Origin of the sequence: Catenuloplanes nepalensis, assembly GCF_030811575.1 — a bacterium.
Lineage (GTDB): Bacteria > Actinomycetota > Actinomycetes > Mycobacteriales > Micromonosporaceae > Catenuloplanes > Catenuloplanes nepalensis.
This window is the reverse complement of sequence record NZ_JAUSRA010000001.1, coordinates 8785380-8811363: the sequence shown is the minus strand read 5'-3', so window position 1 is coordinate 8811363 and position 25984 is coordinate 8785380. Positions and strand designations below refer to the sequence as shown.

Sequence of the window (25984 nt, the reverse complement as noted above, 5' to 3'; positions counted from 1 at the left end):
CATGGCCGTTCGGACCTGGGGCAGGGTGCTGCTGACCTCACTCGGAGTAAGCCTGCTGGTGGGTGCCGGCCAGCTCGGCGTCGCCTACGGGTTCGGCCTCGTCCGCTTCGGCCGCGCGTTCGCCGACGGCATCGAGAACCAGTGGAACGCGCAGCTCGCCTGGGTCGCCTGGTTCGCGATCATCGCCGCCGTCGCCGGCGCGCTGGTCGCGGACCGCGCCGCCCGCCGCCTCGGCCACGACGGTGGACTGCCGTTACTGGCCGGGCTCGCAGTCTCCGCGTCGATCGGTGCGGCCGGGGTGGCGCTGATCACGATGCCGGCCGCCCACGCCGCACAGCTCACCGACGGCACCGAACCGGCCGGTGCGGTCGGGATCGCGGTCCTCATCGGCGCGGCAGCCGGCCTGCCGCTGGCCGCGCTCGCACTCTGGCAGCGGGCGTACGCCTGGGCGCTCGTCTCCGTCGCGGCCGTGACCTGGCTGCTCGCCGTCGCCTCGGCCGTCCCCTCGTTCGGGCCGGGCGAACAGCTGCCGGCCGTCCGGCTCGGCGTGCTCGACCCCGCCTCGTTCAGCACCGGTGTCGTGCAGCGCCTCGCGGTCGTCGTGATGCCGTCGCTCGCGCTGATCGCGGGCGCCGCGGTCGGCGCGATCGCCCGCCGCCGCGAGTGGCACACCGCGATCGTCGCCACGTCCGGCCTGCTCGGGCCCGTGCCGCTGACGATCGCCTACTTCGCGGCCGGCCCGGGCGACGCGGCCGACACCTACCAGGCCGCGCCGTTCTGGGGCTCGGTGGTGGCACTGGCCGCGGGCGCGCTCGGCTCGCTCCTCGCGGTCGTCGCCCACCGCACCGATCCAGACCCCCAGACCCCAGATCAAACCCCTCCGCCGGTACGAGGTGAGCCCGCCGGCCCATCGAACGGCCCGGGCGCCTCCTCCGGTGGCGCCCGCGACCTCACCGAACCACCGGCCGGCGGCGGCCCGGGTGTGCCTGGTGCGCCGGGTGGCCGCGGTGAACGCGGCGGCCCGGGTGACTCCGCCCGCGGGTCGGGTGCGTTCGGCCCCACCGGTCCACCGGCCGGCGGCGGCCCGGGTGTGCCCGGTGACCGGGGTGATTCCGGCGGCTGGGGTGGCTCCGCCCGCGGGTCCGGGGGTTTCGGCTCCGGGGACGGCGGGAATCGCGGCGGGAGGGCCTCGGCGAGCGGCGGGGTGCCACCGCAGCCGGGGTAGCGTGGTACGCCGCAATGCCGTACCGGGACGTGCGACACGGCCCGGGCCTCGGCGGATCCGCGTGATACCGGCGCTCCGATAAGCTCCATCGGCTCGCGCAGTGCGGACGAACCAGTCAGTGCAGACAAATCGGCCACAACGGGGAAGTCAGACCGTCAGCGACGAAGGACGACGATCCACCCGGCACGGAATCTCACATCTCCCGTTATTCCGTGCCGAACGCTTTGATCTCTCCGACACTGGATGACGTGTTGTCTCCCAAGGAACGCGAAACGCAGGAAGAGGGCGGGAGCGACATGTTCACCCCCGAGACGGACGGCGGCGACCGCGACCAGACGCGCCCGCGGGCCGACGCGGACCCGTCCCAGGAGCACCCGCTCCCGGACGACGCCCCTTGGGCGGACCCCGCCTCCCCCGGGCCGGGCGGTCGCAGCGGCCTCGGCGAGATCGAGGAGCCGTCGCCCGCGCTGGGCGCGCTCCGCCAGCCGACCGGCGCGTTCCGGCAGGCCAACTGGTCCGCCGCGTTCGGTGCCAACCAGCCCTGGGAACTCGACCAGGCCGAGCGCGAACCCACTCCCTTCGAACTCGCCGACCGTGCCCGCCGCGCCGAGGCCGACCGCCTCCTCGCGGCCGGCGCCACCGGCGAGGGTGACGCCGCGCCCGCCGGTGACCGCGGCGCCCCGGCTCCGCACCGCGACGACCTTTCGGGAACCGGTGGATCGGACGTCGATGAGCGTTCCGGCGACGCCGCCCGCTCGATCACCCTGGACTTCGGTACGCCGGAGGACGGCGATCCGGAGGCGCCGCAGAGCGGTGGCCGGTCCACGCGGATCAGCTCCGCGAGCCTGCGGGCCGACTTCGCGGCCGGCATCCGGGCCGGTTCGGAGGATCCCACCGAACTGACCGGCGGCCCGGCCATCCCGCCGCCGCCCGCGCCCGGCCCACCCCCTCCGCTCCCGGCGCACTCCCACCGTCCCGCGGCCACCTCCGCTGCGCCGGCCGGCGCCACCGGCTCAGGTGCGCAGGCCCCGGACGTCACCGGCTCGAACATCCCGGCCACCGAGGGCTCCGTCTCCAGCACACCGGTCTCCGGCGGGCCCACCTGGTCCACGCCGACCGCGAATACGCCGATGCCCGACGTGCCGGTCTCCGGCGGACCCACCTGGTCCACGCCGACGGCGGACTCGCCGCTGCCGGACGGGCCGGTCGCCGCCTCGTTCACCGGATCACCGGCGCCGGGCGCCAGCGCGTCGTCGCGCCCGGAGGCAGCGTTCCCGGGCGTTCCGGCCTCGGCCGGACCGGCTTCGGCCGACCCGGCCACCGCCGCCGCGACCTCGCAGCCGGTCGGTCCGGCCACCGCGGCCTCGCAGCCGGCCGGTCCGGCGACCGCGGGCTTCGCGAGTCGGCCTGGCGGGCCTGCCTCGACCGGCTCCGCCGTCCAGCCGGGTGCCGGCTCCGCCGTCCAGCCGGGTGCCGGGACCGGCGCCGCGGCCCGGCCGAGCGGCACGGCCGCCGCCGGCGCAGAGAATCAGCCGGGTGGGGCGGTGCCGGTCGCCGACGCCGCTACGGCCGGTGGCAGCGACCCGGGCGCGACGTTCGCGGCGGAGGCGAAGCGACCGGCACCGCCGGTGATCGAGCCGGAGTTCCGGGTCATCCCGCCGGACCCGCCCGCCGACGACTCCCCTACGGTCGCGTCGCCGGTGCAGGCCGTCCCGGAAGGCGGACCGGTCCTGAGCCTCGGTGAGCGCCTGACCGCGGCCGGGGTCTTCGAGCACAGCGACTTCTTCACGCCGCACCGGCAGCCTGAGCCGCAGGTCACCGAGCCCGCCGGCGCTCGCCCCACGGCGCCGGACGACGTCTGGGCCACGCGCCACGAGCCGGGCCAGGACGAGCACACAAGCCGTCCCGCGCAGTCCACCGCTCCCGAGAACGCCCCGGCCGCGCCACGGGAGCAGGCGCGCCCGGCCGGCGGCGACGCGGCCGAACCGGCGTACCCGGCTCGGGTCTTCCCGCGGATCTTCGATCCGATAGAGCCTCCCGCGGAGATGCCGGGCCTCTTCGAGTCGGGCCGGCCCGCCACTCCGGCGCCGTCGCTCTTCGAGCCGGTCCGGCAGCAGCTCATCGAGCCGCCGGCCGAGCAGCCCCCGGCCGAGGCCGCCGCCCGCGCTACCGGTACGACGCAGCCCGCGGCGCCGCCGCCGGAACGTTCCGGGTTGCCCCGGTTCGCGGTCAGCCGGCCGGAGAACAGCACGCTCCCGGATGTACCGGCCCCGCCGCGGTTCGGCACGTCGCCGGCCGAGGGCTCCCCGCGCCCCGACATGCCCGATCCCGCGAGCGCGGTGCCGGTCGCCGGCGCCGCGCGGCCGGCACCGCGGTTCCCCGATGACTCACCCACGCCCCAGGGCGTCTCGGCGCCGCAGTCCACCGGCGCGGCGGCCACCGGCCCCGCCGCACAGCCGCCCCTGCCGCCGTCCGCCGACACGTTCCGGCCGGATGCCCCGGGGCAGCAGCCCGGTGGCCCGGCTGTCACCGGCCTCGCGGCGCGGCCGGCCCCGGCCGGCGGTCCGATCCGGTTCCCCAACGTCCGGACGGCGAACGACATCGCCGCCCAGTCGAGCACGCGGTTCCCGGCCGCCGCGCAGCCGGACTCCCCCACGACGTCGCCCACCAGCCCGGCGCCGACCGGCCTCTCCGCCGGGCCGGCACCGGACGCGGCCCGGCCGGATTTCCCCACGTCGCGTCCGGCCGCCCCGGCATCGGCCGAGTCGCCGGTTCTGCGGTTCCCGGCCGGTCCGGCCGCGCACCCGCAGTCAGCGGCTACGCCGGCCACCGGCCCGACGGCTGCGGGCACCGCCCACACCGATCCACGGTTCCCCGCCGAACCGGCCACGCACCCGCACTCACCGGCTACGCCGGCCACCGGCCCGACGGCTGCGGGCACCACCCACACCGATCCACGGTTCCCCGCCGAACCGGCCACGCACCCGCACTTCCCGGCCACCGGCCCGGCAGCGAGCGCGACCGCCCCGGCCGAATCGCGCTTCCCCGCCGATGTCACCGCGTGGCCGGATCTCCCGGCGTCGCAGGTCACCGGTCCGGCCGCAGCGGACGCGACCCGGGCCGAACCACGATTCCCATACGACACCGCCGCCCGGCCCGGCGTGCCGGCCGGGGACGGTGAGATCACCGAGCGAGGACCGGCGGTGGAGGCCGCGCAGCCGATCTCTCCGGCGTCGCGGCCCACGAGCCCGGCCGCGACCGGGTTCGCCGACCAGCCGGATCCGGCCGCGACCGGGTTCGCCGGCCAGCCGGGTTCGGCGACGCGTCCCCCCGTCGGTACCGAAGCCGGGAGCGCGCGACCGACGTCTCCGGCGCCGTGGGACTCCGGCCCGGCGACGGCCGGGGTCAGCGCCCGGACGGCCAGCTTCCCGGACGGCCCCGAGGCCGGGACCGCCCGGCCGCACTCGCCCGCGCCGTGGACCGCCGGCCCGGCGGCATCGGACCTCCGCGCGCAGCCGGCCAGCACCCCGGCGGGCCCGGAGACCGAGACGGTCCGGCCGTTCTCGCCCGCGCCCCGGGATGCCGATCGGGCCACGACGGACCTCGGCTCCGCCGCACCGCGCCGTCCCGCCGGCGACGCGGGCGCGCGCCCGTACTCCGAGCCCGGCAGCGGCGCTCAGCGGGCCGGTGGCCGGGATGATCTCGGCGGTGGAAGCCCGGAGCGGGTGCACGAGGGGGTCCTGCTGCCTCCGCAGGAGCCGCGGGCGACCCGGAACACCTGGTCGGTGCCGGATGGGTGGGCCGCCGACGACGCCTGGGCGGTCACGGACGACTGGGCGCCGACCGCGCCGGCCGCCGGTGGCCGGACCGTGCGCCCGGCCCGGGACGACGTGTGGTCCGCGCCGGAGTCGGCCGGCACCTGGCCGGCACCGCCGGCCGACACCCGGAGTGGCGGCTCGGCGTACGAGGCCGGTGCCCCGACCGGCGCGCGCCCGGCGCCCGAGCCGTGGCAGTCCCCGGCCCCGGAGGCGCCGGCCACCGCGGACGGGGGCGGGGAGACGCCGGCCGCGAAGCCGGAGAAGCGCCGTCGCGGTCTCTTCCGGCGTCGTAACCAGCCCGCCCAGCCGCCCGTGGCGGAGGCGGTCCCGTTGCGGGACGAGGAGTACGTCGACTGGGTCAGCGGCCTCGGCGACCGCTCCGACGAGGACTGACGCGAGGGGGTCCCGCCATCGGGACCCCCGTCCGCGCGGTCAGGACGTCAGCGGCAGGTAGACCCGGCCACCGGAGGCGAGGAACTCCTCGCTCTTGTCGTGCATGCCGCGCTCCGCGTACCCCTTGAGCTCCTGACTGATCTTCATGCTGCAGAACTTGGGGCCGCACATGGAGCAGAAGTGCGCGGTCTTCGCGGGCGCGGCGGGGAGCGTCGCGTCGTGGTAGGACCGGGCCGTCTCCGGATCGAGCGACAGGTTGAACTGGTCCTCCCAGCGGAACTCGAATCGTGCCTTGGAGAGCGCGTCGTCCCACGCCTGCGCGCCCGGATGCCCCTTGGCCAGGTCCGCCGCGTGCGCCGCGATCTTGTACGCGATCACGCCGGCCTTCACGTCGTCGCGGTCCGGCAGCCCGAGGTGCTCCTTGGGTGTGACGTAGCAGAGCATCGCCGTGCCGAACATCCCGATCATCGCGGCGCCGATCGCGGACGTGATGTGGTCGTACGCCGGCGCGATGTCCGTGGTCAGCGGGCCGAGCGTGTAGAAGGGCGCCTCGTGGCACAGCTCCTGCTGCAGGTCCACGTTCTCCTTGATCTTGTGCATCGGCACGTGGCCCGGTCCTTCGATCATCACCTGGACGTCGTACTCCCAGGCGATCCGGGTCAGTTCCCCGAGCGTGCGCAGCTCCGCGAACTGCGCCTCGTCGTTCGCGTCCGCGATCGACCCTGGCCGCAGCCCGTCGCCGAGCGAGAACGTCACGTCGTAGCGGGCCAGGATGTCGCACAGCTCCGCGAAGTGTGTATAGAGGAAGTTCTCCTCGTGGTGCGCCAGGCACCAGGCCGCCATGATCGACCCGCCGCGCGACACGATCCCGGTCACCCGGTTCACCGCGAGCGGTACGTAGGCCAGCCGCACGCCCGCGTGCACGGTCATGTAGTCGACGCCCTGCTCGGCCTGCTCGATCACGGTGTCCCGGAAGATCTCCCAGGACAGTGCCGCGGGGTCGCCGTTCACCTTCTCCAGCGCCTGGTAGAGCGGGACCGTCCCGATCGGCACCGGCGAGTTCCGGACGATCGCCTCGCGCGTGGAGTGGATGTTCTTCCCGGTGGACAGGTCCATCACCGTGTCCGCGCCCCAGCGGGTGGCCCAGCTCATCTTCTCCACCTCCTCCGCGATCGAGGAGCTGACCGCGGACGTGCCGATGTTCGCGTTGACCTTCACCAGGAACGCCTTCCCGATGATCATCGGCTCGGTCTCCGGGTGGTTGACGTTGGCCGGCAGCACCGCGCGCCCGGCCGCGATCTCGTCCCGGACCAGCTCCGGCGCGACGCCCTCGCGGATCGCCACGAACTCCATCTCCGGCGTGACCACGCCGGCCCGCGCGTACGCGAGCTGGGTCGGCCGCCGCCCGGCGAGCGGCGTGCCGGGGCCACGGACCGGGGCCACGTCGCCGCGCTCCGCGATCCACGGTCCGCGCAACGGCGGCAGCCCCACGGCGGGGTCACCGCCCGGCCCGGACGTGTCGTAGAGCCGCACCGGCTCGCTGCCGTCGGTCAGGTCGACCGCGGCGAACGGCACCCGGATGTCCGGCCGGGAACCATCCACATAGGACTTACGACGGACGGAAGTCACCACATACCTCCTGAAACGGGGATCTAGAAAGAGAAGTGGTTCAGCGGCCCCCGGCCGCCGCCCACCTTCCACAGCCGTGCACCGGCCAGGCCCGCGGCCACGTACCGCTTGGCCACGTCCAGCGCGGCGAACAGGTCGTCGCCGTGCGCGAGCCGGGCCGCGACCGCGGCGGAGAACGTGCAGCCGGTGCCGTGGTCGTTGTCGGTCGGCACCCACGGCGAGCGCAGCAGCCGGACCTCGTCGCCGGTCCAGAGCACGTCGACCGCGTCGCCGTGCTCCTCGCCGCCGGTCACCACCACGCACCGCGCGCCGCTCCCCGCGATCGCCCGGGCGGCCGCGGCCATCTCCGCGACCGTGGTCACCGGCGTGCCGGCCAGCGCAGACGCCTCGTCCCGGTTCGGCGTGACCAGCAGCGCGTACGGCAGAACCCGCTCCACCACCGCCAGCGCGCCGAGCCGGTGACCGGACGTCGCGTAGAGCACCGGGTCCAGCACCAGGTTCGGCAGCAGCCCGTCGCGGGCCCGCGCGGCCACCTCGGCCGCCACGTCCGCGCCGCCCAGCATCCCGATCTTGACGGCCGCGACCGGCATGTCGTCCAGCACCGCGTCGATCTGCGCGCCGACCACGGCCGCGGGAAGCGGGTGCACGTCCACCACGCCGCGCGTGTGCTGCGCCGTGATCGCGGTGATCGCGGTGGTGCCGTAGACGCGCTGCGCCGCGAACGCCTTCAGGTCGGCCTGGATCCCGGCGCCGGCACCCGAGTCCGAGCCGGCGATCGTCAGCGCCACCGGTGGCGTGCTCATTGGTGCACCAGCTCGGCGACCAGGGCGGCGGGGTCGGGCGCGCGCATCACGGCACCCATCACGGCCACGCCGGCCGCGCCCGCCTTGATACAGGACCGTGCGGCCGCGGCGGTCTCGATCCCACCCAGAGCGAAGACCGCCGCCACGGTACGGGTGAGGAGCGCGCGCAGTCCGGAAAGGCCGAGCTCCCGGTCGTACCCCGGCTTGGATCTGGTCCGGAAGACCGGTGAGATCGTGACGTAGTCCTCCGTGGTCAGCCGCGCCAGCTCGGCCTCGTCGTGGCAGGAGCGCCCGACCAGCGGCAACCCGGCCGGCGGAGGCGGATCGGACGCGCTGAGGTGCACCGCGTCGCCGCCCAGCGGATCCGGCCCGGCCACGATCAACCGCCCGCCGGCCGGCGCCAGGATCGCCCGCAACTCATCCGCCAACGCCCGCCTGCTGGTGCCCGGCAGGTCCTTCTCCCGCAGCAGCACGCATCGCGCGCCGCCCTCGACCGCCGCCTCGACCGTCGCCGTCAGACCTCTGCGAGCCTGTACCCGATCCGTCACCACGATCAGCCCTCTCACAGATCCGGCCGCCCCTCGTCCGGCGTGGACGCGAGCGCGTGGAAGCGCCGCGGGATCCGGCCCGCGTGTGCCGCGAGGAAGCCGGCCTCGACCGCCAGGCGCATCGCGGTCGCCATCCGTTCCGGGTCCGCCGCCCTGGTCACGGCCGTGGCCAGCAGCACCGCGTCGCAGCCGAGCTCCATCGCCAGCGCCGCGTCCGAGGCGGTGCCGACGCCGGCGTCCAGGATCACCGGCACGTCCACGGCCTGCCGCAGCAGCCGCAGGTGGTGCGGGTTGCCGATGCCCAGGCCGGAACCGATCGGCGAGCCGGCCGGCATCACGGCGGCGCAGCCCGCGTCCGCGAGGCGACGGGCCAGGATCGGATCGTCGTTCGTGTACGGCAGGACCGTGAAGCCGTCGGCGACCAGGCGTTCCGCGGCCGGGACCAGCTCCACGCCGTCCGGCAGCAGCGTGCGCTCGTCGCCGATCACCTCCAGCTTGATCCACGCGGTGCCGAAGGCCTCACGGGCCAGGTGCGCCAGCTTCACCGCCTCCGCCGCGGTCCGGCAGCCGGCCGTGTTCGGCAGCAGCCGCACGCCGGTCCGCACCACCACGTCCAGCAGCCCATCTGACGTTTTCTGGGCATTTATCCGGCGAAGTGCGACCGTCACCATCTCGGTGCCGGACGCCTTGATCGCCCGTTCCAGCACGTCCAGGTTGGCCGCGCCGCCGGTCCCCAGGATCAGCCGCGAGCCGAAGCGCTCGCCGCCCACCACGAAGTCGTCCATCGTCCTCACCCGCCCTGCGCCGCGCTGAGCACCTCGACGCGGTCCCCGTCGGACAGCGGCGTCTCCGCCCACCGCCCGCGCGGCACCACCTCGCCGTTGACCGCGACCGCCACGCCCCGATGCGCACCGGTCAGTTCCGCCACCGCGTCCGCGACCGTCACCGGCCCGGCCAGATCCCGCTCGTCGCCGTTCACCGTCACGCGCATGCCGTCCTCCGTTCCGTGAATCGCGCCGCCGCGAAGACCTCCGGCGGTGCCGTACCGTCCAGCAGCAGCGCGGTGATCAGCTCCGCGGTGACCGGGGTCAGCAGGATCCCGTGCCGGTAGTGCCCGGCCGCCACCACGACCTCGCGGCTCCCCGCGGCCCAGTCCCCCAGGATCGGCCGGTTGTCCGGCGAGCCCGGGCGTGCCCCGGACTGCGCCTCGACCAGTGCGTACTCCTCTATCTCCGGGATCAGGTCGGCCGCCGCGCGCAGCAGCCGCAGCACCGCGCCCGCGGTCACGTCGTCGTCCGCGCGTTCGTGCGCGGTCGCCCCGACCACCACCTCGCCATCGCGGCGCGGCACCAGGTAGACCTCGCGGCCGTCCGCATATCCCCTGATCACGTGCGTGAATCCGGGCTTCCGGCCCGGTGCGCGCAGCCGCAGCACCTCGCCGCGCACCGGTCGCACCGGCAGGCCGGTCAGCGCGGCCGTGCCGCAGCCGGCCGCGACCACCACCCGGTCGGCGTAGACCTCGGACACGTTCGCGACCCGCCGCCGGACGAACCGGACTCCCGCGCGCGCCGCCGCGATCCGCAGCGCCGCGGTCACCCGGCGCGGGTCGACCTGGTGATCCCCGGGGATCAGCGCGCCGCCCCGCACTCGCGGACTCAGCACCGGCTCCACCGCGCGCATCGCCGACGGCGTCAGCGGGTCAACGGCAAGACCCAGATCCCGCTGGTACGCGATGAGCCTCGTCGCGGCCGCCAGGTCGTCCGCGGTGAGCGCGACCGCCAGCGTGCCCTCACCCCGGTAACCGACCTCCACCCCGGACGCCGCCGCAAGGTCCGCCGCGAAGCCGGGCCAGCGCGCCGCCGAGTCCACCAGCAGGCCGGTCAGCTCCACCTCACCGAAGTAGGCCTCCCCGATCGGCGCCAGCATCCCGGCCGCGACCTCCCACGCCCCGGTCACCCCACCGATCGCCGTCCGAACCGCGCCGGCTCCCCGCTCTCCGCCGGCACCCTCGGCCGGACCGGCGGCCCCGGCCTGCAGCGCGTCGTCGTAGACGGCGACGTCGAGACCACGCCGGGCGCAGGACCAGGCGACAGCCAGCCCGATCGGCCCGCCGCCGACGATCCCGATCTCGGCACGCCCGGCCCGCCGCTCAGCACTCATCGCGCACCTCTCCCCGCCCACCGCTCCGCCTCGCCACCGGGCATACGCACAGCCGCGTCCGTCGTGCCGGCGGCGGGAAGGGCCGCACCGCCGCTGGGGTCGGCTGGACCGCCCGCGGGATGCGTCGTCCCGACGGTGGGTTCCGGGCCGGCCCGGTGCGGTGCCTGATCGGTGGGTTCCGGGCCGGCCCGGTGCGGTGCCTGATCGGCGGGTTCCACGGCGCCGGCGAGCTCCCGCAGCAGCTCGGCCACCGCACGCCCGGGATCGGCCGCGCCGCTGACCGCGCCGACCACTGCCACGCCGTAAGCGCCCGCCGCGAGCAGCTCGGCCACCCGGGCCCGGGTCACGCCGGCGATCGCGATCACCGGGACCGGCACCGCCGTCGCGACCGCGCCGAGCCCGGCCGGCCCGAGCAACGCGGGCAGCCCGTCCTTCGTGGTGGTCGCATAGCAGGGGCCGACGCCCAGATAGGACGCTCCGGCCTCGACCGCGGCGGATCCGGTGCCCGCGACCCGCGCGGTGGCGCCGAGGATCGCCCTCGGCCCGAGCACCCGCCGCGCCGCCGCGACCGGAAGGTCCAGCGCACCCACGTGCCCGCCGTCCGCGCCTATCGCGAGCGCCACGTGCAGCCGGTCGTTGACCAGGCAGATCGCGCCGGCCGCCGCGCACAGCTCACGAACCCGCACGGCAAGCTGATAGGCGTCCAGATCGGTGGCGTCGTCCTCGACCCGCACCTGCACGACCAGCGGCCCGGCCGCGGCCCGGACCACGTCATCGGCCGCCGCGTGCGCCGCCAGCGCCGCCCGCACGCAGCCGATCGGATCCCGCCCGGGCCGCGTGTCGGTGATGAGGTGCAGTCGTCCTAGGGTCGCGTCCACATCGTCCACATCCTCCCTGCGCCGGCATGATCCGGATCAGGTTCGACGGTCGGGGGCTGCAGCCCCCCTCTCAGCCCGGTGCACCGGACTCCCGTGGGGTTGTTGTGTTCGTGGCCGACCATACGCCGACGATTACGCATACGTAAAGCCCCGTGACGCAGCGCTCAACTCCCTTGCCGCACCGCGCGCGCCGGTCCATGATCACGCGCCCTCGCGCGCCGCGGGCGCGTGTTGACCGGCGCGTTCAGCGTCGCCGGCCCACCAGGGCCGCAGGGTCGATCTCCAGATGCATCGTCACGCGATTGACGTCGACGACCATCGGCAGTTTGTGCGACTTTCCAGCCTCGTAAATGGTGGAATCCCACTCACCCTGCTCGTTGAGGAGGCTCACCACAAGCGCCGGAAGCGGACCGAAATGCTCTTTCCAGGGACGCATTTCAAGGCGCCAATAGCAGGGAATGCCTGCCTTGGCATAGAGCTTGGCCTTCTTCACCCGGTCATCCGACGAATTCGACGGAGAGACCACTTCGATCACCGTGTGAACCAGTTCCGCCGGGACTCCGCGCGGAAAATCCTCCAGGTCAGCGGTGGTCACCATCAGGTCCGGAACCAAGCCGTCTCCCCCCGGCATTCGCACCGCGGATGCGGTGATCGCCTCGGTATCGCCGGTCAACAGGGGGTCGATCAACCGGCCGAGCCGATCCGCGGCTCGGTTGTGCTCCGGGGTGGCGGGCGGAGTCACGGTGAGAACACCTTCCAAAACCTCATAGCGAAGCCCGTCATCGGGCATCGCGAAAAGCGTGTCCACGGTGAACGGTGGGCGTGGCAGAGAGAAACCGCTCGGGCCTGCCTCCAGTGGTGCCACCATGCCAACCACCTCCCTCACGAGGTTCAGTATTCCACTCTCGCCGTGCACGCAGGGGTTCAGCGCACGTCCCAGACCGGCTCCGGCGTCTCGATGACCTCGCCGTCGCCCTGGAAGAGGATGAAGCGGTCGAAGGAGCGGGTGAACCAGCGGTCGTGGGTGACGGCCAGGACCGTGCCGTCGAACGCCTTCAGGCCCTCCTCCAGCGCCTCGGCCGAGGCCAGGTCGAGGTTGTCGGTCGGCTCGTCGAGCAGCAGCAGCGTGGCGCCGGACAGCTCCAGCAGCAGCACCAGGAAGCGTGCCTGCTGGCCGCCGGAGAGCGTGCCGAAGAGCTGATCGCCCTGGCCGGCCAGCTCATACCGGTTCAGCACCCGCATCGCGCCGTGCCGGTCCAGGCCGGAGCGGTGCTCGTCGCCGCGCCAGAGGATCTCGACCAGCGTACGGTCGCGAAGCTCGGGACGGTCGTGCGTCTGCGAGAAGTGGCCGGGGCGGACGCGCGCGCCGAGCCGGGCCACGCCGTCGTGCGCGACCGGCTCCAGGACCACGCCGGAGATCGGCTCGGCTCCCGGCTCCGGGTCGGTGCCGCCGCGCGCGAGCAGCCGCAGGAAGTGCGACTTGCCGGTGCCGTTCGCGCCCAGCACGGCGACACGATCGCCGTACCAGACCTCGAGGTCGAACGGGTAGGTCAGCCCCGCCAACTCCAGCTGCTCGCACATGATCGCGCGCTTGCCGGTGCGCCCGCCACCCAGGCGCATGTTGATCTCCTGGTCCTTCGGCGGCAACGGCGGCGCCCCGGCCTCCTCGAACTTGCGCAGCCGGGTCTGCGCCGCCTGGTAGCGCGACGCGAGCCCGTCGTTGAACGCGGCCTTGTTCTTCAGCGTGAGGACCAGTTCGCGCAGCTTGACGTGCTCCTCGTCCCAGCGCCGCCGCGCCTCCTCCATCCGCTCGTGCCGGGCGCCGCGCGCGGCGTGCCAGCTGGCGAAACCGCCCGGATGCGTCCACGCGCCGCCGCCCTCGACCGCCACCACCCGGTCCGCGGTCTGGGCGAGCAGCTCACGGTCGTGCGACACGTAGAGCACGGACTTGCCGGACTCGCGCAACCGCGCCTCCAGCCAGCGCTTGCCGGGCACGTCCAGGAAGTTGTCCGGCTCGTCCAGCAGCAGCACCTCGTCGGTGCCGCGCAGCAGCAGTTCCAGCGCGAACCGCTTCTGCTGGCCGCCGGAGAGCGTGGCCACCGGCCGGTCCCGGACGCGGTCCCACGGGAGTTTGAGCGCGGAGACGCTGGCGGTGTCGAAGGTGACCTCCGCGTCGTACCCACCGGCCTCTCCCCAGGCGGCGAGCGCGGTCGCGTAACCCATCTGGGTCTTCTCGATCGTCGCCACGGCGGAGTTCTGCCCGCTCTCGGCCCGGTGCATCGCGGACTCGGCGGCGGCCAGACGTGCACCGGCCTCGCGGAGCGCGGGCGGGGAGAGCGACAGCGCGAGCCCGCCGAGCGTGGTCTCGTCGGCGATCATGCCGATGAACTGCCGCATCACGCCGAGGCCGCCGACCCGGGCGATCGCGCCCTCGCGCACCGGCAGGTCGCCGGCGATCATGCGCAGCAGCGTCGTCTTCCCAGCGCCGTTCGGCCCGACCAACGCGATCTTGGCGCCCTCGCCGACGCGGAACGAGACGTCCGCGAACAGCACCCGCCCGTCGGCCAGCGTATGTCCGGCTCCGGCCACGTCCACATATCCCACGGCCGGATAATCGCCGATCCGCGCCGCGCCGACCAGCCTTTTTCGCGTCCGGCCTTCGCGTCCGGCCTTCGCGTCCGGCCTTCGCGCCCGGCCTTCGCGTCCGCCGCGAGTGACGTGCCGGTCAGTCCGGCCGGCTGACCCGCAGCACCCGGTAACCCTTCTGGCTGGCGTGCCGCTCGACGGCCCAGCCGCGGTCGGTCAGCCATTGGTGCAGCGAGTCGCCGCCCAGGTGCCGCGCGATGACCAGCCACGCGACGCCGTCCGGCGCGAGCCGCGGCAGCCAGCGGTCGAGCAGCTCGTGCAGCCCTGTTTTGCCGATCCGGATCGGCGGGTTGCTCCAGATCTGATCGAAGACCACATCAGCCGGTACGTCGTCCGGGGCGCTGACCGTGACGCGGTGCGCGGCGCCGAGGCGCTCCGCGTTCTCCGCGGTCAGCTCGCGGGCGCGCGCGTTGACGTCCACCGCGTGCACGGTCGCGGCCGGCGCCTCGGTCGCCAGGACGGCCGTGATCGGGCCGAAGCCGCACCCGAGATCGAGGAAGGATCCTTTTACGCCCTGTTCGGGTAGATTTGCCTTTTTGAGCAGGACTGCGGTTCCGGGGTCCAGCCGCGCCGCCGAGAAGACGCCACGCGCTGCGACGAGCACATAGTCCCGCCCCTGAACGGTGAACGAGACTTCGTGCCGCCCCGCGGGGACGGCCGGCTCAGCGCTGAAGTAGTGCTCGGCGGTCACGCCCCGCATTCTTCCCTCCCGCCGCCACGCCGCAGAACCGGGGTTCCGACGCCCGGAAAAGGCAAGATGTCCAATCTGTCGACTCGCGCGCTATGTGGATAGAGGCGAACCGGCCGGGATGTCCATTACCCTGTGCGACATGGCGTACGGGCAGCACGGCGAAGCGGACGACGGTCGCCCCGCCGCAGAACACGAACCCCGCTCACGCCGCGCCCCGACCTCACCCAGCGGCGGCTGGCCCGCCCTCGACGTTCCCGGCCCCGACGTCAAGCTCTGGGACACCGACCGCACCGGCCCGCCCCGCCGCGGCCGCACCGACCAGGCCGACGACCCCACCGCCTCCGGCGGCCGTCGCCGCGCCCCGGAACCCCCGACCGGCCACCGCCGCACCCCCTCCACGCCCGACCCGGCCGCCACACCCACCGGCCGCCCCGCCGCCGCCTCCACGCCCGACCCGGCCGCCACACCCACCGGCCGCCGCGCCGCACCGGACCCGGCGGCGCCCACCGGCCCAGCCGGCGGCGGACGGGCCGCGAGGGGCATGACCACACCGGCGAACCCGGCGGTCCCCGCCACTGGACGCCGCGCGGCGACGGGCCCACCGGCCGCGCACCCGGCCGGCGGAGGCCGAGCCGCGGCCGGCATGACCACACCGGCGGATCCCACGGCCGGACGCCGCACGGCCCCGAACCCGGCAGCCATCGCGAACCCGGCCGGCACCGGGCGAGCCAACACCGGCACGACCACACCCGCGAACCCGACGACCGGACGCCGCGCAGCGGCGGATCCGGCCGGTGGCCGTCCCGCAGGCGGCATCGGTGCTCCGGCAGGTTCGGCGGGTGCGACCGCGGATCGTCGCGCGGCGCCGGACGCGGACGCGCCCACGACCCCCACGGCCACCGAGCGCAGGGCGGCGCCGGGCACGCCCGCCGGGCGCCGCGCAGCGGCGGATCCGGCCGGTGGCCGTCCCGCAGGCGGCATCGGTGCTCCGGCAGGTTCGGCGGGTGCGACCGCGGATCGTCGCGCGGCGCCGGGCACGCCCGCCGGGCGGCGCGCCGCGCCGGAGAGCGCCGGCTCCGTCGTTCTGGGGCGGCCCGCGCTCGGGGGGCATCGGAGCACCACGGACGATGCCGCGGCCCTGATCCGCCGCGCTACCGACGAAACACCGGCCGGCCGCCGCGCAACCGAGGAAACGTCAATCCCGCGCCGCGCAGCCGAAGAGGCACCGGTCGGCCGCCGCGCAGCCGAACAAACACCAATCCCGCGCCGCGCAGCCGAGGAAGGGCCTGGGCGGCGCGCAGCCCTGGACGAGGCTGCCTCCACCGGTCGCCGGGCACGCGTCGATGATCCGGCGACGCCGGGTCGCCGCATCGCCGACGAACCGCCCGAACCACCACGGCGCGGCGCGGCGAACGACACCCCGGCCGGCCGAAAGGCCTCGCCGGAAGGCACGGCCTGGTCCTCGCCTCCGGCCGGCCGCCGCGCCGCGGCCGAGCCCACCGCGGAACCCAGCCCCAGGGCCCGCCGCGCGGCTCCGGCGGACGAGTCAGCGGCTACCGGCGGCGGAGGCGCGGCAGAGGACGCTTCGGCTGGCGGGCGCCGCGCTGCGGCCGACCAGACCGGTGCACTGCGACGCACCGATGGCGCGAGTTCCGGCGCGTTCCGGATCGAGGCCGCGACGGCGGAGGCCTCGGGCGCATTCCGCGCCGAGGCTGGGCCGGCCGAGGCCTCCGGCGGGCGACGGCGGGCGGCCGAAGGAGCGGAGACCTCCGGATCCTGGCAGCTCTCCGCCGATCTGGGACGGCGAGCGGCGCCGGGGCCCGGTGACGTCCGTGCCACGACGGCACCGGGCACGAGCGGTGGACGGCGGCGAGCGGCCGACGGGTCCGCCGGCGACGAGGCGGAACGCTCCGGCGGGCATCAACTCGGTCCGGACCAGCCGGTCGGCCGCCGGGCCGCGCGCGAACCGGGAGCGAGCGGCTCGCACGCGATCCCCGACACGGTTCCGGAACGCCAGACCGCCTCGGAACGCCAGACCGTCTCGGGAAGTCAGACCGTCTCGGGAGGTCAGGCGGTCGTGGGGCGCCGGGCCGCACCGGAGTCGGCGAGCGGTCCCGTGGCCGCCCGCCGCCACGGGGTTCCCGACGATGACCGCGGCATGACGGACACCGGCGCCATCAGGCGTCGCCGGTCCGCCGAGGCCGCGGGTGGCCGTGCGCCCGCCGGCGCCGAGCCCGACTCGGCCGGCGGGCCGCCCGCCTGGACTGCCCCGCCGGCGCGGGCCGGATCGCCGCAGGCGCACGCCCCACGCGATCGGTTCTCGTCGGACCGGGAGCCGCGCGACCGCGATCCTTCCGGCGAGGTGCCGGCCGACCGAGCCAGAGGACCATGGACCAGCCCGCCCGAGGCGGGGATGGCGCCGGGCCCGGCGGTCCGCGGGCCGGTACCGGACGACGATCCCCGGCGAGGCGGCCGGACGGCGATCCCGGCAGGCGGCCGGACGGCGATCCCGGCGCAGGTGCCGCACGAGGCGACCGGCCCGGCGAGCGCCCGTGCCGCCGTGACGCCCCCGCACGCCGCACCGCACGCTCCCGGCCCGGCCGACGCGCGTGCGTCCGGCCCGGCCGACGCGCGCATCGCCGGTCCACGAGCGCCGCACCCCGGCACCGACGGATCCGCCCGGCCCCAGCACGTGGGCGCACAGGGGACCGCCCGGCCCGTGCAGGGATCGGCCCGGCCGCCGCAGGGCGCGGTGGGCCGCGGCGCTCCGGGCACCGGGCCCTCCGGCGGCAATCCCGTGCTCTCCGGCTCGGCCAGGGTGCCGGTTCCCGGCGCCGTTCCGCCCTCCGCCGACCCCGGCGTCCCGGGCAGTGCCCAGATCCCGGACGCGCCCGTCTCCGGTGGCGGCGCCGTTCCGTCCGCACGCGGTGGCGCCTCCGTGCCCGGCCGCGCCCAGCCTCCCGGCCAGACGCAACAACCGCCCGGCCGCGCCCAGCCTCCCGGCCAGGCACAACAACCGCCCGGCCGCGCTCAGCCTCCCGGCCAGACGCAACAACCGCCCGGCCGGGCCCAGCCTCCCGGCCAGGCACAACAACCGGCCGGCCAGGCACAGCAACAGCCGCATCTGGCCCAGCCGCCCGATCAGGCACCACAACCGCCCGGTCGCGCTCAGCTTTCCGGCCGCGTTCAGCCCCCGGGGCACGCTCAACCGCCCGCCGTCCGTGGCCAGAATCCCGGTGCCGCCCCGGTCCCGCGCACCGGCGAAGCCTCCGGTCCGATGCTCGCGGGCCCGCGGCAGGGCGGCCGTTTCGACGGACCGCACGCGCCGGCCATGCCGCCCGACGCCTCCGGCCCGCACCGCGGCCACGACGTCTCCGCGGCGGTCCGGCTCAGCTCCGACGACGCCGGCGTCTACCGCCCGGCGCCGGAATCCGAGGCTTCCGGCTCGCACCGGCCGGGCCGGAGTTCCGAGGCGCCCGGGGCGCACCGCCCGGGACAGGTCGCCGACGTCTCCGGCAGCACCTCGCTGGCCACCCGCCCGCCGAGCAGCGTCGCGCGGATCAAGCCGGCTCCCGCCGTACCCTCGCAGCCTGAAGGTTCTGATCCGGAGCCCGCGGAGAAGCCGGCGGCCGAGCCGCGCAAGCCCTGGCAGGTGCTCGTCGGCGTGCTGGCCGTGCTGGTTCTGGTCGGCGTGTGCGGGCTGAGTTCGTTCTTCATCCTGGCCGACGAGCAGAGCGGCCGCGACGCGCAGGCGTCCGGCGGTGACGCGCAGGCGACCGCGGAGGCGCGCGACATCAGCTCCCGTGGCGTGGACGGCGAGCCGCTGACCACGGAGGAGGTCTTCCCCGCGGGCACGATCGCCATCACACCGCAGGAGCCGCCGTACACGGTGCTGAAGACCGAGCAGCTGGACGACTGCGGCAGGGCCGCGGCCGGCGAGATCCCGCAGCTGCTCGATGATCTGGGCTGCAACCAGGTGGTCCGCGGCACGATGCGCTCGGCCGACTCCGGTTACCTGGTCACGGCCGGCGTGTTCAACCTTGAGGACGAGACCGGCGCGAAGTGGGCGCACGAGCAGATCAAGGGCATGGTCGACGGTCAGAAGGGCCGGTTCTCCGGGATGAACGCGGGCGCCGGCACCGAAGCGGTGGAGGAGTCGTCCGCGCAGGTCGGGTGGAACATCCGCGGCCACTACCTGGCGTACTGCGTGATCGCCCGGGCCGACGGCGAGAAGATCATCGACGGTGACCCGCAGGCCCGGCAGATCCTCTACGACATGGTCGAGCTGCACCTGCGCAACGGCGTGCTGGAGAAGCGCGCCACCAAGCCGGTCAAGAACTGAGCGTGCGGATCCGCCGCGTCGCCTCGGCGCGCGCCGCGAACTCGGCGGCGGACGGGTAGCCGACCTCGACCAGCGTCAGACCGTGCGCGGGCGCGACCGTGACCTCGCTGGACCGCGCGGTGAGCCGGAGCAGCGAGGTCGGCCACTCCGGCGGGCGGCGCCCGTCGCCGACGTGCAGCATCGCACCGACCAGGCTGCGCACCATGGCCTGGCAGAACGCGTCCGCCTGCACGGTCGCCACCAGCACGCCGTCGAGGTCACGGCCCCACTCCAGGCGGTTGATCGCCCGTACCGTGGTGGCGTGCTCCTTGCGGCGGCAGAACGCGGCGAAGTCGTGCTCGCCGACCAGCCCGGCCGCGGCCGCGTTGAGCAGCTCCGGGTCGAGCGTGCGCGGCCAGGCGAGCGTGTCGTACCGGCGCAGCGGCTCGGCGCCGTGCACCGCGTCCGTGACCCGGTAGCGGTAGCGCCGGAACGTGGCCGAGAACCGCGCGTCGAACGTCTCCGGCACCTCGGTGGCCTCATGCACTCGCACGTCGCCGGGGAGCAGCGCGGCGAGCCGGCGCAGCAGCGTGGGCGCGGTCGCCGCCCAGGCCTCGGACGGCAGATCGATATGGCACACCTGGCCGGTCGCGTGCACACCCGCGTCGGTCCGCCCGGCCACGACCATGCCGAAGGCCGTATCGGAGCCGAAGAGTCGCCCCAGCGCGTCCAGGAGCACTCCCGCGACGGTACGGCGGGAGGGCTGCACCGCCCAACCGGAGAAGTCGGTCCCGTCGTAGGCGACGTCCAGGCGTACCCGTGGCATTGAGAGCTCCTGATCGAAAAGCAGGGCCCGGTCCCCAGAAGGAGACCGGGCCCTGCGGAAAGACGGACTTACTTGTCGTCGCCCTCGGCCTGCGTGCCGGGGCCGTCCGCGTCCTTGTCACCGGAGGCGGAGATCGGCGCGTCGGCGTCCTGGTCGGTGTCGGAGTCCGCGGCCGAGGAGGTCGTGTCCGACTCCTTCGAGGTCGTGGCCGGAGCCTCGTCCTCGCGGGCCAGGGCCTCGACCTTGTCCTGCTGGCGCGCGGCCTTCCTGGCGGCCTTGGACGGGCCGGTGACGGCCGCGACCTCGAGCGCCTCGACCAGCTCGATGACCGCCATCGGAGCGGCGTCACCGCGGCGCGGGCCGGTCTTCACGATCCGGGTGTAACCACCCGGACGGTTCTCGAAGCGCGGGGCGATCTTGTCGAACAGCTCGAACACCACGTCCTTGTCGCGGATGACGGTGAGCACCCGCCGGCGCGAGTGCAGGTCGCCGCGCTTGGCCTTGGTGATCAGCTGCTCGGCCAGCGGACGGACCCGCCGCGCCTTGGCTTCCGTGGTCTTGATCTTCCCGTGCCGGAACAGCTCGGTGGCCAGGTTGGCCAGGATGAGCTTCTCGTGCGCGGGTCCGCCGCCGAGGCGGGCTCCCTTGGTGGGCGTAGGCATTTCGGTGCTCCTGAATACGCTTCAGCCGGAGAGAACCCGGCGGGGAAAATTACAGCTGCTCGGTCTCGCGGTAGTCGTCGCTGTCGTAGTCGACCTCGCCGAACGAGTCCACGACGTTGGTCGGGTCGAAGGAGGGCGCGGAGTCCTTCAGGCCCAGGCCCATGCCGGCCAGCTTCATCTTGACCTCGTCGATGCTCTTCTGACCGAAATTCCTTATATCCAGAAGATCAGCTTCCGTGCGTCCGATGAGTTCGCCGACGGAGTTGATGCCCTCGCGCTTGAGGCAGTTGTAGGACCGGACCGTGAGGTCCAGCTCCTCGATCGGGAGCGCCAGGTCGGCGGCCAGCTGCGCGTCCTGCGGGGACGGCCCGATGTCGATGCCCTCGGCGGTCTCGTCCAGCTCGCGGCAGAGACCGAACAGCTCGACCAGGGTCGAACCGGCGGACGCCAGCGCGGTGCGCGGGGAGATGGACGCCTTGGTCTCGACGTCGATGATCAGCCGGTCGAAGTCCGTGCGCTGCTCGACACGGGTGGCCTCGACGCGGTAGGTCACCTTCATCACCGGCGTGTAGATCGAGTCGACGGGGATCCGCCCGATCTCCGCACCGGCCTGCTTGTTCTGCGCGGCCGTGACGTAGCCCCGGCCCCGCTCGACGGTCAGCTCCATGTCGAGCCGGCCCTTGCCGTTGAGCGTGGCCAGCTTCAGGTCGGGGTTGTGCACGGAGACGCCGGCCGGGGGCTGGATGTCGCCCGCGGTGACGTCGCCCGGACCCGCCTTGCGCAGGTACATGCTGACCGGCTCGTCGTGCTCGGAGCTGACGCACAGCTCCTTGACGTTCATGACGAGCTCGACCACGTCCTCCTTGACGCCCGGGATCGTGGTGAACTCGTGCAGCACGCCGTCGACCTTGATGCTGGTGACGGCCGCACCCGGGATCGAGGAGAGCAGGGTGCGACGGAGCGAGTTGCCGAGCGTGTAGCCGAAGCCGGGCTCGAGCGGCTCGATCATGAACTTCGAGCGGGTCTCGCTGATCGGCTCCTCGGAGAGGGCCGGCCGCTGGGTGATAAGCACAGAACTTCTCTTTTCGTACGGGGCACCCGCTATTTGATGCCCGAACTTGACGACCGGCGACGCCCCGAAGGGCGCCGCCGGACAACAGCCTTACTTGGAGTAAAGCTCGACGATCAGCTGCTCCTGGACCTGCGTGTCGATGACCTGCCGGCTCGGGAGCGAGTGGACCAGAACCTTGTACTGGCTCGGGATCGACTCCAGCCACGCCGGGATCGTGCGGGAGCCGGCCTGGGCCGACGCGACAACGAACGGGGTCATCTCGCGAGACTTCTCGCGGACCTCGATGATGTCGTGCTCCTTGATCCGGTACGACGGGATGTCGACCTTCTTGCCGTTCACCAGGAAGTGACCGTGCTTGACCAGCTGCCGCGCCATGTCGCGGGACGAGGCCCAGCCCGACCGGTAGACGGCGTTGTCGAGACGGGTCTCCAGGATCTGGAGCAGGACCTCACCGGTCTTGCCCTTCTTGGAGACGGCCTCGTCGTAGTAACCGCGGAACTGCTTCTCCAGCACGCCGTACACGCGGCGGGCCTTCTGCTTCTCGCGGTGCTGGAGCAGGTACTCCGACTCCTTGGTCCGGCCACGGCCGTGCTGGCCGGGCGGGAACGGACGGGACTCGAAGGGGCACTTCGGTCCGTCGCACTTGCTGCCCTTGAGGAACAGCTTCATCTTCTCCCGCCGGCAACGGCGGCAGTCAGCACCGGTGTAACGCGCCATTTTCTTCTTCTACCTCTCAGACCCGGCGACGCTTAGGCGGACGGCACCCGTTGTGCGGCTGCGGCGTGACGTCGGAGATCTGCCCGACCTCGAGGCCGACGGCCTGCAGCGAACGGATGGCGGTCTCCCGGCCGGAGCCGGGGCCCTTGACGAACACGTCGACCTTGCGCATGCCGTGCTCCATCGCCCGGCGCGCGGCGGCCTCGGCGGCCATCTGCGCGGCGAACGGGGTCGACTTGCGGGAGCCCTTGAAGCCCACCTGGCCGGCCGAGGCCCAGGAGATGACAGCACCGGTCGGGTCCGTGATGGACACGATGGTGTTGTTGAAGGTGCTCTTGATGTGCGCCTGCCCGTGGGCGACGTTCTTGCGTTCCTTGCGCCGGACCTTCTTGACTGCGGCCCCAGCGCGTGCCTTGGGTGGCATAAGCTCTCTGCGCTCCTATATGGGTGAGATCGGGACTTACTACTTCTTGCCGGGCTTCTTCTTGCCGGCGACGGTGCGCTTCGGACCCTTGCGGGTGCGAGCGTTCGTCCGGGTCCGCTGTCCGCGAACCGGAAGACCCCGACGGTGCCGGATGCCGGCGTAGCAGCCGATCTCGACCTTGCGGCGAATATCCGCGGCGACCTCGCGGCGCAGGTCGCCCTCTACCTTGAAGTTCCCCTCGATGTAGTCGCGCAGCTGCACGACTTCCTCATCGGTGAGGTCCTTGGCGCGCTTGTTCGGGTCGATGCCGGTGGCGGCCAGCGCCTCGACGGCGCGGGTCCGTCCGACCCCGAAGATGTAGGTGAGCGCGATCTCCATCCGCTTCTCGCGGGGGAGGTCGACGCCGACTAGACGTGCCATGTTCGGGCGTACTCCTCAACTTCTTCTCGCGGAGGTCTGTGCCGTCCCCTCCCCCGCACTGACGCATACGCGCCTGCCCGGCGGGGCCCCGGCCTCCGACCGGGGGTGCACCGCGACGAATCGCGGCGAGGACGATCATCAAATTGTCGGGGTGCGTCGAACCCCGGTCACCAGAATCAGCCCTGGCGCTGCTTGTGGCGCGGGTCCTCACAAATGACCATGACCCGGCCGTGCCGACGGATGACGCGGCACTTGTTGCAGATCTTCTTGACGCTCGGCTTGACCTTCACGGTGCGCCTTTGCTGTTCATCCGTGTCTCCGGCACGACTGAAACGCCGCCCGGGATGGCACGGGTGACGGACACAGGAAATCCCGCCCCGTCGATCAGATAGCGGTGGGCTTACTTGTACCGATAGACGATGCGCCCACGGGTGAGATCGTATGGAGAGAGTTCCACGACGACCCGGTCCTCGGGCAGAATGCGGATGTAGTGCTGCCGCATTTTGCCGCTGATGTGAGCCAGCACCTTGTGACCGTTGGCGAGCTCCACCCTGAACATTGCGTTCGGCAGTGGCTCGATCACTCGGCCTTCGATCTCGATGGCTCCGTCTTTCTTCGGCATGTCCTCCGCTACCTGACAATCGGTTATGGGACGAGCACACAACGCCACTCGCGAGGCTGAATCACCTCGCGCCAGCCGCGGCCCCGCCAACCCGAGAACGGGCGACCACCGAAGCGCTGGTGGACATGACGGAAGGGACGCTGTGCGCCAATCAACGAGTGTACGCCGCGCCTCTCATCGACACCAAACCGAGGTCGCGCAACCCGCGGTCGGGTGTGTCGGGGGTCGTCGATAACCGGACGTAACGGCCTAAATCACTCGTCGGCGTCGCCGTCCTCGGCCTTCAGCCGGTGCTTTCGGGCCTGCTTCGCCGCCCACCGCTGGGGTTCACCGTTCGCCAGGCCGGCCAGCGTCGCGATCAACAGGAAGGCACCCCACGGCCCGGCGACCCAGGCGGGCCAGAACGGGCCGAGCTCGCCGCCGTTCGCCAGCGCCGGAATGCCCCACACCGCGACGACGACGCCGATGACGCCCAGATAGGGCGCCCAGTTCTCGATCAGCCAGCGCCGGGTCGCGTCCAGATATCGCCCGTCCGGCCCGATCGGCCAGTCCGGCACCGCGGCGGTCACCGCTCCGTACTCCGGGGTCACCGCTCCGTGCTCCGGCACCGCGAGTCGTTGCTGCTCCGCGGGGGCCACCCGGGCAGGTCGCTCAGCAGGCCGTCCAGGTCGCCGTAGGTCTTGGCCGCATAGGCCCGGCCCAGCCGCTCGTCGAACTCGGCCAGATCCAGCCGGCCCTCGTTGAGCGCGGCGCGCAGCCGCTCCGCGACGGCCTCGCGATCACCGTCGGCCGCACGCATCTCCTCGCGCCCCATGCGTACCAGCATGGCACCGCCCGACAACCCAAATCAAGATCATCTGTGGGTACGTGTGGCACCGTCCCCGGCATCCGAGGAGGCACCCGGCAGCCGTGCGCCCAGACCCGCCGGCGGCGGCCACCGCCGCCGGTCTCTCCCGCGGCGCGCCGCCGGTTCATGTGCGTGGCCGGCCTGGTAGGGCTCCGGACGAGCGTGAGCGCAGTCGGCGCTCACGACTCGCGTGCGCCCAGAACGCGATCCAGGCGTCACTCAACGACTTGAGTGACGCCTGGATCATGATCAGCGTGAGTCGCCCGGCTGGGCGGGCATGCGTCAGTTCGTGACGGGCTGGCGGGCGGTCACCAGGTCGCCGAGCCGTTCGCGGCCGCCGTCGAGCGCGGTCAGCACCCAGATGCCGTCCTCCAGCAGCGCCATCGAGTGCTCGACGTGCGCCGCCACGGACCGATCCTTGGTGATCACGGTCCAGCCGTCGGACAGCTCGATCGACTTCGGCGAGCCGAGCGTGATCATCGGCTCGATCGCCAGGCACAGGCCGTTCGTCAGCGAGACGCCCCGGCCCGGGCGGCCGTAGTTGAGCACGTGCGGGTCCTGGTGCATCTCCGTACCGATGCCGTGCCCGCCGTACCCCTCGACGATCCCGTAGCGGCCACCGGCACGCACCGCGCGCTCCACCGCGTACGAGATGTCGGAGAGCTTGCCCCGCCCGGACGCCGCGCCGCGCGCCGCCGCCGCGAGCCCGGCCCACATCGCGTCCTCCGCGACCGCGGCCATCTTCAGCAGCTCCGGCCGCACCTCACCGACGCCGACCGTGATCGCTGAGTCGCCGTGCCAGCCGTCCAGCACCGCGCCGCAGTCGATCGAGATCAGGTCACCCTCCTGGAGGACCTGCTTCTCCGACGGGATCGCGTGCACGATCTGCTCGTTGACGGAGGAGCAGATCGACGCCGGGTATCCGTGATAGCCCTTGAACGACGGCACCGCGCCGGCGTCCCGGATGACCTTCTCGGCGATCCGGTCCAGGTCCGCGGTGGAGACGCCCGGCGCGACCGCCGCGCGCATCTGCTCCAGAGCCTCGGCCACGACGAGCCCGGCGGCCCGCATCTTGACTATCTGATCCGTGGTCTTCAGCTGAATCTTCAGCTGCTGGCGGCGCATGCGTACCCTCTGCTCTCCTGCACGTGTCGGCACCACTCAGCGGCACCCTGACAGCTCGAACCGGCGACAGACCAGCCCGTGCCCCGATTATTCAGACCCGGCCATGGGGCACCACTTCGAGGCGCAGGCGACCAGAGCCGGCGCGGCCACCGGCAGA

Annotated in this window: 23 protein-coding genes, 1 pseudogene and 1 riboswitch; of the genes and pseudogenes, 3 read left to right on the top strand and 21 right to left on the bottom strand. The window is 73.7% G+C overall.

Annotated features, from left to right (window positions below; translation table 11 throughout):
• The first annotated feature begins 1 nt into the window (after position 1).
• A complete protein-coding gene (locus tag J2S43_RS38335) occupies positions 2–1225 on the top strand; it encodes a hypothetical protein (protein ID WP_306837866.1) in 1224 nt (407 codons plus the stop codon).
• Positions 1226–1473: 248 nt separating this feature from the next.
• The gene (locus tag J2S43_RS38330) at positions 1474–5436 is read left to right on the top strand and encodes a hypothetical protein (protein WP_306837864.1); all 3963 of its coding nucleotides are present in this window, start codon (positions 1474–1476) and stop codon (positions 5434–5436) included.
• 39 nt (positions 5437–5475) lie between these two features.
• On the opposite strand, the gene thiC is transcribed toward J2S43_RS38330, so the two are convergent.
• The 10 genes and pseudogenes from thiC to J2S43_RS38280 form a co-directional block, all read right to left on the bottom strand.
• Positions 5476–7065 (bottom strand): phosphomethylpyrimidine synthase ThiC, encoded by a 1590-nt coding sequence (thiC, locus tag J2S43_RS38325; protein WP_306837862.1) that lies wholly within the window; start codon positions 7063–7065, stop codon positions 5476–5478.
• 23 nt (positions 7066–7088) lie between these two features.
• Entirely contained in the window at positions 7089–7868 is a 780-nt protein-coding gene (gene thiD / locus J2S43_RS38320; RefSeq protein WP_306837860.1) for a bifunctional hydroxymethylpyrimidine kinase/phosphomethylpyrimidine kinase, read from the bottom strand.
• The gene (locus J2S43_RS38315) at positions 7865–8416 is read right to left on the bottom strand and encodes a thiamine phosphate synthase (protein WP_306837858.1); all 552 of its coding nucleotides are present in this window, start codon (positions 8414–8416) and stop codon (positions 7865–7867) included. The genes thiD and J2S43_RS38315 overlap by 4 nt, the downstream gene beginning before the upstream one ends.
• A gap of 14 nt (positions 8417–8430) precedes the next feature.
• Positions 8431–9201: a thiazole synthase gene (locus J2S43_RS38310; RefSeq protein ID WP_306837856.1), complete on the bottom strand. Its 771-nt coding sequence runs from the start codon at positions 9199–9201 to the stop codon at positions 8431–8433.
• Between the two features lie 5 nt (positions 9202–9206).
• A complete protein-coding gene (gene thiS / locus J2S43_RS38305; RefSeq protein WP_306837854.1) occupies positions 9207–9407 on the bottom strand; it encodes a sulfur carrier protein ThiS in 201 nt (66 codons plus the stop codon).
• On the bottom strand, positions 9398–10576 hold the full coding sequence (thiO, locus tag J2S43_RS38300) for a glycine oxidase ThiO (protein WP_306837852.1): 1179 nt from the start codon (positions 10574–10576) through the stop codon (positions 9398–9400). Before thiO ends, thiS begins: the two co-directional genes overlap by 10 nt.
• A gap of 227 nt (positions 10577–10803) precedes the next feature.
• Positions 10804–11433 (bottom strand): annotated as a pseudogene (locus tag J2S43_RS38295) (thiamine phosphate synthase); the annotation flags it as partial.
• 16 nt (positions 11434–11449) lie between these two features.
• Positions 11450–11559: riboswitch (TPP riboswitch) on the bottom strand.
• Positions 11560–11698: 139 nt separating this feature from the next.
• Positions 11699–12322, bottom strand: coding sequence for a Uma2 family endonuclease (locus J2S43_RS38290; RefSeq protein ID WP_306837850.1), 624 nt, complete (start codon positions 12320–12322; stop codon positions 11699–11701).
• A gap of 56 nt (positions 12323–12378) precedes the next feature.
• Positions 12379–14058, bottom strand: coding sequence for an ABC-F family ATP-binding cassette domain-containing protein (locus J2S43_RS38285; RefSeq protein WP_306837848.1), 1680 nt, complete (start codon positions 14056–14058; stop codon positions 12379–12381).
• A gap of 121 nt (positions 14059–14179) precedes the next feature.
• On the bottom strand, positions 14180–14791 hold the full coding sequence (locus J2S43_RS38280; RefSeq protein ID WP_306839732.1) for a class I SAM-dependent methyltransferase: 612 nt from the start codon (positions 14789–14791) through the stop codon (positions 14180–14182).
• 139 nt (positions 14792–14930) lie between these two features.
• On the opposite strand from J2S43_RS38280, the gene J2S43_RS38275 reads away from it, so the two are divergent.
• Positions 14931–19133 (top strand): hypothetical protein, encoded by a 4203-nt coding sequence (locus J2S43_RS38275; RefSeq protein WP_306837846.1) that lies wholly within the window; start codon positions 14931–14933, stop codon positions 19131–19133.
• On the opposite strand, the gene truA is transcribed toward J2S43_RS38275, so the two are convergent.
• From truA to map, 11 genes are all read right to left on the bottom strand, one after another.
• Positions 19123–19938: a tRNA pseudouridine(38-40) synthase TruA gene (truA, locus tag J2S43_RS38270; protein ID WP_306837844.1), complete on the bottom strand. Its 816-nt coding sequence runs from the start codon at positions 19936–19938 to the stop codon at positions 19123–19125. The two genes, J2S43_RS38275 and truA, sit on opposite strands and share 11 nt — an antisense overlap.
• A gap of 68 nt (positions 19939–20006) precedes the next feature.
• Positions 20007–20600, bottom strand: coding sequence for a 50S ribosomal protein L17 (rplQ, locus tag J2S43_RS38265; protein ID WP_306837842.1), 594 nt, complete (start codon positions 20598–20600; stop codon positions 20007–20009).
• A 49-nt stretch (positions 20601–20649) separates the two neighbouring features.
• Complete coding sequence (locus tag J2S43_RS38260) at positions 20650–21672, bottom strand: DNA-directed RNA polymerase subunit alpha (protein ID WP_306837841.1); 1023 nt, start codon at positions 21670–21672, stop codon at positions 20650–20652.
• A gap of 90 nt (positions 21673–21762) precedes the next feature.
• Complete coding sequence (gene rpsD, locus J2S43_RS38255) at positions 21763–22389, bottom strand: 30S ribosomal protein S4 (RefSeq protein WP_306837838.1); 627 nt, start codon at positions 22387–22389, stop codon at positions 21763–21765.
• A gap of 16 nt (positions 22390–22405) precedes the next feature.
• Positions 22406–22813 (bottom strand): 30S ribosomal protein S11, encoded by a 408-nt coding sequence (gene rpsK, locus J2S43_RS38250; protein ID WP_033342844.1) that lies wholly within the window; start codon positions 22811–22813, stop codon positions 22406–22408.
• 39 nt (positions 22814–22852) lie between these two features.
• Positions 22853–23233: a 30S ribosomal protein S13 gene (gene rpsM / locus J2S43_RS38245; protein WP_306837834.1), complete on the bottom strand. Its 381-nt coding sequence runs from the start codon at positions 23231–23233 to the stop codon at positions 22853–22855.
• A gap of 176 nt (positions 23234–23409) precedes the next feature.
• Positions 23410–23523: a 50S ribosomal protein L36 gene (gene rpmJ / locus J2S43_RS38240; RefSeq protein WP_012854604.1), complete on the bottom strand. Its 114-nt coding sequence runs from the start codon at positions 23521–23523 to the stop codon at positions 23410–23412.
• A gap of 110 nt (positions 23524–23633) precedes the next feature.
• Positions 23634–23855 (bottom strand): translation initiation factor IF-1, encoded by a 222-nt coding sequence (infA, locus tag J2S43_RS38235; RefSeq protein WP_007073013.1) that lies wholly within the window; start codon positions 23853–23855, stop codon positions 23634–23636.
• A 254-nt stretch (positions 23856–24109) separates the two neighbouring features.
• Complete coding sequence (locus tag J2S43_RS38230) at positions 24110–24463, bottom strand: hypothetical protein (protein ID WP_306837781.1); 354 nt, start codon at positions 24461–24463, stop codon at positions 24110–24112.
• Entirely contained in the window at positions 24442–24669 is a 228-nt protein-coding gene (locus J2S43_RS38225; protein WP_306837780.1) for a DUF1707 SHOCT-like domain-containing protein, read from the bottom strand. Before J2S43_RS38225 ends, J2S43_RS38230 begins: the two co-directional genes overlap by 22 nt.
• A 315-nt stretch (positions 24670–24984) precedes the next feature.
• Positions 24985–25827, bottom strand: coding sequence for a type I methionyl aminopeptidase (gene map / locus J2S43_RS38220; protein WP_306837779.1), 843 nt, complete (start codon positions 25825–25827; stop codon positions 24985–24987).
• Positions 25828–25984 lie beyond the last annotated feature (157 nt).

Bases quoted from the DNA above. Each gene is read 5' to 3' on its own strand.
- rplQ (WP_306837842.1), bottom strand. From the start codon at position 20,600: ATGCCTACGCCCACCAAGGGAGCCCGCCTCGGCGGCGGACCCGCGCAC.
- J2S43_RS38275 (WP_306837846.1), top strand. From the start codon at position 14,931: ATGGCGTACGGGCAGCACGGCGAAGCGGACGACGGTCGCCCCGCCGCA.
- infA (WP_007073013.1), bottom strand. From the start codon at position 23,855: ATGCCGAAGAAAGACGGAGCCATCGAGATCGAAGGCCGAGTGATCGAG.
- J2S43_RS38225 (WP_306837780.1), bottom strand. From the start codon at position 24,669: ATGGGGCGCGAGGAGATGCGTGCGGCCGACGGTGATCGCGAGGCCGTC.
- J2S43_RS38335 (WP_306837866.1), top strand. From the start codon at position 2: ATGGCCGTTCGGACCTGGGGCAGGGTGCTGCTGACCTCACTCGGAGTA.
- thiD (WP_306837860.1), bottom strand. From the start codon at position 7,868: ATGAGCACGCCACCGGTGGCGCTGACGATCGCCGGCTCGGACTCGGGT.
- rpsD (WP_306837838.1), bottom strand. From the start codon at position 22,389: ATGGCGCGTTACACCGGTGCTGACTGCCGCCGTTGCCGGCGGGAGAAG.
- J2S43_RS38290 (WP_306837850.1), bottom strand. From the start codon at position 12,322: ATGGTGGCACCACTGGAGGCAGGCCCGAGCGGTTTCTCTCTGCCACGC.
- rpsM (WP_306837834.1), bottom strand. From the start codon at position 23,233: ATGGCACGTCTAGTCGGCGTCGACCTCCCCCGCGAGAAGCGGATGGAG.
- rpsK (WP_033342844.1), bottom strand. From the start codon at position 22,813: ATGCCACCCAAGGCACGCGCTGGGGCCGCAGTCAAGAAGGTCCGGCGC.
- thiO (WP_306837852.1), bottom strand. From the start codon at position 10,576: ATGAGTGCTGAGCGGCGGGCCGGGCGTGCCGAGATCGGGATCGTCGGC.
- J2S43_RS38310 (WP_306837856.1), bottom strand. From the start codon at position 9,201: ATGGACGACTTCGTGGTGGGCGGCGAGCGCTTCGGCTCGCGGCTGATC.
- map (WP_306837779.1), bottom strand. From the start codon at position 25,827: ATGCGCCGCCAGCAGCTGAAGATTCAGCTGAAGACCACGGATCAGATA.
- truA (WP_306837844.1), bottom strand. From the start codon at position 19,938: ATGCCACGGGTACGCCTGGACGTCGCCTACGACGGGACCGACTTCTCC.
- thiS (WP_306837854.1), bottom strand. From the start codon at position 9,407: ATGCGCGTGACGGTGAACGGCGACGAGCGGGATCTGGCCGGGCCGGTG.